Below are 5322 nucleotides of genomic sequence, written 5' to 3' on the forward strand. Positions count from 1 at the left end.
CTCGCAGAACCGGCTCACTCCTCGCGCTCACCGTGCCTCCCTCGTTCGCGACTGCGGGGCTCGCAGAACCGGCTCACTCCTCGCGCTCACCGTGCCTCCCTCGTTCGCGACTGCGGGGCTCGCAGAACCGGCTCACTCCTCGCGCTCACCGTGCCCTCCCCGGCAGCACCTCGGCTGGCAGGTCGACGACCCGGGCGCGCAGCAGCTCCCCGAGCGCCTTGGCCTGCGGGTCGAACCGGGTGGACGCGGCCACCCCGGCCCCGAGCAGACCCTCGATCACGAAGTTGACCGCGCGCAGGTTCGGCAGTTCGTAGCGCCGTACCGAGAGCGGCGCGGTCTCCGGCAACAGCTCGGCCAGCCGCTCGACGGTCAGCCAGGCGCGCAGCCACGCGTAACCGGTGTCGGTCCGTGCCCAGACACCGAGGTTGGCATCCCCACCCTTGTCCCCGGAGCGTGCGCCGACCAGCTCGCCGAGCGCGCCGCGCCGCGTCGGCCCGCCAAGCGCCGTGCCGTCGTACGGGACTGTCTCGTCCGCCGGCACGGCGGCGGTGCGGATCGGTGGGGCGATCGGCACCCGTTGACCATCGGGCAGCACCGCGACGTGCGCCACCGCGTCCTGCGGCGTCGCGTCGGCGGTGAAGACGCCGTACGGGGTCGCGTCACCCGGCAGGGTGGTCAGTGTGCAGCCCGGGTACGAGGCCAGCGCCAGCTCCACCGCGGCGGCCGAGAAGGCCCGTCCGGCCCGCGTCCGGTCGCCGTCTCGCAGGTGTACGTGCAGCAGGGCACTCGCGGCCTCGGTGTCGGCGGCGTCCACGTGGTCGGTCCGGGCCAGCGTGAACTCCAGCCCGTCCTTTTTCACCGCCTCCTCGACCTGACCCCGGACCAGGGCGGCCTTCGCCTCGATGTCGAGTCCGCAGAGGACGAAGGTCATCGAGTTGCGGAAGCCGCCGAGGTTGGTGACGCCCACCTTGAGCGTGGGCGGTGGCGGCGTACCCCGGACCCCGGAGACCCGGACCCGGTCCGGACCGTCCTGGCGCAGCATCACCGTGTCCAGTCGGGTCACCACATCCGGCCCCAGGTACGCCGGTCCACCGATCTCGTAGAGCAGCTGCGCGGTGACCGTCTCCACGGTGACGGCGCCACCGGTGCCCGCATGTTTGGTGAGCACCGTCGAGCCGTCGGCGTGTACCTCGGCGATCGGAAAGCCGGGCCGGTGGCCGCCGTCGGGCAACTCCGTGAAGAAGCTGAAGTTGCCACCGGTAACCTGTGCGCCGCACTCGACGAGGTGCCCCGCGACGGTCGCCCCGGCCAGCTCGTCGAGGTCGTCGCGGCCCCAGCCGTACCGGGCGATGGCCGGGCCGACGACGAGCGACGCGTCGGTGACGCGACCGGTGACCACCACGTCCGCACCGCCGTCGAGGCACGCCGCGATGCCGAACGCGCCGAGGTAGGCGTTCGCGCTCAACGCGTCCGGGCGCTGGAGGGCGTCGCCCTCGACGTACCCGACGCGGGCCGGCAGGCCCAGCCGGACGGCGAGTGCGGTGATGGCGGCGGCCAGGCCGGCCGGGTTCAACCCGCCGGCGTTGGTCACGATCCGCACCCCCCGTTCCAGGGCGGTGCCGAGGCACGTCTCCAGTTGACGCAGGAACGTCCTCGCGTAGCCCAGGTCGGGGTCGCGCAGCCGGTCCCGGGCGAGGATCAGCATGGTCAACTCGGCCAGATAGTCACCGGTCAGCACGTCCAGCTCGCCGCCGTCGAGCATCTCCTGCCAGGCGGTGAACCGGTCACCGTAGAAACCGGAGGCGTTGCCGATCCGGATCATGCCGGCGTCCCCTTCCCGCCGGCCGGCTGCCGGCCGTCGCCGGGCGGCCCGGCGAACGCCTGCGCCACGTCGAGCCACTCGTCGGCGACCGGCCCGGTGGCGACCAGGGCCAGGTCCGCGCGGTGTCGGCGCTGGGTGACCAGCAGGCAGAAGTCCAGGGCGGGGCCGCTCAGCCGGTCGGCGGCGTCCGCCGGACCCCAGGTCCAGACATCGCCGCCGGGCCCGACCAGCTCGACCCGGACCGGCGTCGTCGGTATGTCCCGGCCGTGGGCGGCGAACCCGTGCCCGAGGGTACGCACACCGAGGTGCGCGACGTGCCGGAGTCGGTCGCTCGCGGGTCGGACGACGCCGAGCGTGTCGGCTACGTCCTCGCCGTGCGCCCAGGTCTCCATGATCCGGGCGGTCGCCATCGAGGTGGCCGACATCCGGGTGCCGAACCACTGCAGTTTCTCGCCGGCCGGCACGGCGGCCAGCGCGTCGGCGAGAGCCGCCCGGCCGGCCCGCCAGCGGGCGAGCAGTTCGGCGGGCGGGGCGAGGAACTCCTCTGCGCCGTCATCGACCATCCGGGTCGGGTCCGGCGCGGCGGTCACCGTCGCGAAGAACGCCTCGGCGTCGGTGGCCGCCAGCAGCGACACGTGATCGGTCCAGGCGAGGTGGGCGATCTGGTGCCCGATGCTCCAGCCCGGCGCGAGGGTCGGTCGAGCCCAGTCGGTCGCCGGCAACGGCGCCACCAGGCTGTCCAGTTGGGCGGACTCGGCGGCCAGATCCGCGAGCAGGTCGGTGAGATCGACCATGGGTGCCTCCGGTCGGTTTTTGGCCGGCGCGGCCAGCGGTCAGGGCGTGAGCAGGGTGGCGAGTTGGCGCTTCCAGGTGCTCAGCAGGGCGGTACGGCGGGCCGAGTCGTCGTTGAGCAGGTTGGCCACCCCGAGCCCGCGGAGCAGGTCGAGAGTGGCCTGGACCGCCTCGCGGACACCGGGTCGACGCTCGTCGACACCGAGTAGTGCCACGGTGAGGCGGTGCATCTCCCGGCCGACAGTCGCCTCCAGCGGCACCAGGGCGTCGCGGAGTTCCTGGTCCGTGCGGGCGGCGACCCAGAGTTCGAGGGCGGCCACGAACAGCGGCCCGGTGAACGCCACGCCGAGCAGGTCGATCACCCGGTCCAACCGCTGCGGGCCGGCCGGCAACGCCTCGGCCTCGGTGCGTAGCTCGACGGCCCGTCGCTCGGCGAGATGGGCCACGGCGGCTGTCACCAGTGCCGCCTTCGTCGGGTAGTGGTGCAGTTGGGCACCGCGCGAGACACCGGCCCGCGCGGCGACGACTGTGGTCGTGGTGCCGGACCACCCGTGCTCGATCAGGCAGTCGACCGTCGCCTCCAGCAGACGGGCCTGGGTGGCGCGGCTGCGCTCCTGCTGAGGGACACGCGTCGATGCGGTGGGCACCGGACCAGCCTGCGGCCTCGGAAACAAACAGTCAAGACTGACTTTTTTGGTTGCCGTTCGGCTCGCCGCCGAGGCATCGATGCCGTACCGGCCGGCGGCCAGGTTCGAGCGTCGTCCTGGTTGCGGCGGTTGTTCTGGTTTGAGCCGCACGAGGTAGCGGTACGCCGAACGATCGGCTTGAATCGGTCCGCACGGCTGTGGGCGCGCTGGCAGAGACGCGGGGGACGAACGGTCGATGGCGAACGAGCGGTACAACGACGGCACAGCACCTGACCCGGCGACCGCCGGCTCGGCTGCCGAGTTCGTGGCCCAGATGCGCGCGCTGCGGCAGTGGTCCGGACTGACCATTCGGCAAGTGTCGAAGAGGGCCCGGGATGCCGGCGACGTGCTCCCACACAGCACCCTGAACACCGCCCTGGGCCGGGCCAACCTGCCGAGGGAGACGCTTGTCGCGGCGTTCGTCCGGGCCTGTGCAGGCGATCAGGACACGGTGGACCGCTGGATCGCCGCGCGCAAGGCGCTTGCCGCGGCCACCGCCGGTCGGCCCGAGCCGGTCGCTGTCGCTGTCGCCGTCGATCCGGGCCTGGCCGATGCCGACTCGTTCGTCGACGGGCCGAGGGTCCGCCCGCCGTGGGGTTTGCTCGACGCGGTGCCACCCCTGCCGGCGGAGTTGGCACCGGGACCCGGCTGGGGGCTCGACGATCCGACACCGCTGGCAGCCGAGACCGCGGAACGCAGCGACGACTCGGCGCCCGGTGGTGAGCACACTGTCGCCGCTACGGCTGGCGCTGGTGAGCCGCTTGCCGCCGATGCGCGGGGTGTCGGCGGGCAGCCGGTCGCCGCCGAGTCGACGCCGATCGAGGACCGGCCGGTCCGTCCCCTTCTCTACGCCGAGGGACCGCTGGCCACGGCCGTGAAGGGCCGGCGCAACAGCGCCTGGGCGGGGTTGCACCGCAAACGTGCACCGAACGCCGACGCTGCCCCCGCGCCACTGCGGCTGCGGGACTTCGTGCCGCCGCTCGCCTTCCGGTTCCGTCGGCCGACACGCGTACTCCTCGGCGTCGTGGTGCTGCTGCTGATCGTGGTGGCCGGCGGCCTGGTCGTCCGGACCCTTCGCGATCCCGACGTCGGCGACGATCCACCGGCGGTGCTCGCCGAGCCGACGGCCAGCCCAGACGTCGACGTGCAGTTGCCGCCCGCGGACGCTGGCGCGCGGACACCGAACCCGAGCCTGCCACCGACCAGCCCCGCACCGGCGGTCATCAGCCCCGCGCCGGGTGCGCCCACGTCGAGTGCGCCCGCGCTGAGTGCGCCCGGGTCGAGTGCGCCCAGGTCGAGTGCACCCGAGGTGGCGCAGACGAAGGCGGCCACCACGCTGCCCGCCGCGGGGCAGTACCGCATGATGCCGGCAGCCACCGTCGGGCAGTCGTACTGCGTGGGTGTGGGTCCGGAGCCGGGGAACGACCGCCCGGACGTGGCGACCCTCGTTCCCTGTGCCCAGGCCGAGCCGGCCACCAGCGAGCTGCGGAAGGTCGGCTCGAACACGTACCAGATCTACTGGGCGCACCCGTCCGGGGACGGTGGCTGCCTGCAGGTCGACCCCGACCCGAACGGCGAACCGTCGACCGCTGACGGGCAACTTGTGGCCCCCCGCAGCTACTGCAACCGCCCGGATCAACGATTCGTCCTTGAACCGGTGCAGAGCAGCGCGGGTCAGGGTTACCGGCTGCACGCCACCACCGCATCGAACAGGTGCATCGGCCCGATCGGCGGTAGCCGGACCGCGGGTACGGCGATCGCCCAGGTGTCGTGCTCCAACGACAACGTGCAGGTGTTCCTCTTCAAGCGGTGATGCTCGCCGGCCAGCCACTCGTACGTCCTGGTTGGTGGTCGTGGTCGGTCGAGGCGATGCGCCGCGGAGAGCGACCATCGACTGCTCCTGACCGCCTGTTCCCGCCCTACTTGCCGCCGGTCTTCTTCGTGCCCTTGCCACCGGTCTTCTTGGTGTCCTTGTCGGTGTCCGCGGTCTTCTTGGGTGTGGTGTTGTTGCCGGTGGTGGTC

The 5322-nt window shown here is 72.7% G+C and carries 4 protein-coding genes; 1 reads left to right on the forward strand and 3 read right to left on the reverse strand.

Annotated elements, in window-relative coordinates:
* Positions 1–145: 145 nt before the first annotated feature.
* The 3 genes from ACFYPM_RS05650 to ACFYPM_RS05660 are packed head-to-tail and all read right to left on the reverse strand — an operon-like array spanning position 146 to position 3261.
* Entirely contained in the window at positions 146–1822 is a 1677-nt protein-coding gene (locus ACFYPM_RS05650; protein ID WP_387191633.1) for an acyclic terpene utilization AtuA family protein, read from the reverse strand.
* Positions 1819–2616 carry a TIGR03084 family metal-binding protein gene (locus tag ACFYPM_RS05655; protein ID WP_387191635.1) on the reverse strand — a complete coding sequence of 266 codons (798 nt, stop codon included), beginning with the start codon at positions 2614–2616 and terminating at the stop codon, positions 1819–1821. The genes ACFYPM_RS05650 and ACFYPM_RS05655 overlap by 4 nt, the downstream gene beginning before the upstream one ends.
* Before the next feature lie 39 nt (positions 2617–2655).
* A complete protein-coding gene (locus ACFYPM_RS05660) occupies positions 2656–3261 on the reverse strand; it encodes a TetR/AcrR family transcriptional regulator (protein ID WP_357252940.1) in 606 nt (201 codons plus the stop codon).
* 235 nt (positions 3262–3496) lie between these two features.
* Here ACFYPM_RS05660 and ACFYPM_RS05665 point away from each other — a divergent pair, with 235 nt between their 5' ends.
* Positions 3497–5113 (forward strand): helix-turn-helix domain-containing protein, encoded by a 1617-nt coding sequence (locus ACFYPM_RS05665; RefSeq protein WP_387191637.1) that lies wholly within the window; start codon positions 3497–3499, stop codon positions 5111–5113.
* Positions 5114–5322 lie beyond the last annotated feature (209 nt).

It is taken from the genome of Micromonospora sp. NPDC005203, assembly GCF_042872705.1.
GTDB lineage: Bacteria > Actinomycetota > Actinomycetes > Mycobacteriales > Micromonosporaceae > Micromonospora.

What these genes read in the sequence shown, in the direction of transcription:
- ACFYPM_RS05665 (WP_387191637.1), top strand. Translation starts at nt 3,497, where the DNA reads ATGGCGAACGAGCGGTACAACGACGGCACAGCACCTGACCCGGCGACC.
- ACFYPM_RS05650 (WP_387191633.1), bottom strand. Translation starts at nt 1,822, where the DNA reads ATGATCCGGATCGGCAACGCCTCCGGTTTCTACGGTGACCGGTTCACC.
- ACFYPM_RS05655 (WP_387191635.1), bottom strand. Translation starts at nt 2,616, where the DNA reads ATGGTCGATCTCACCGACCTGCTCGCGGATCTGGCCGCCGAGTCCGCC.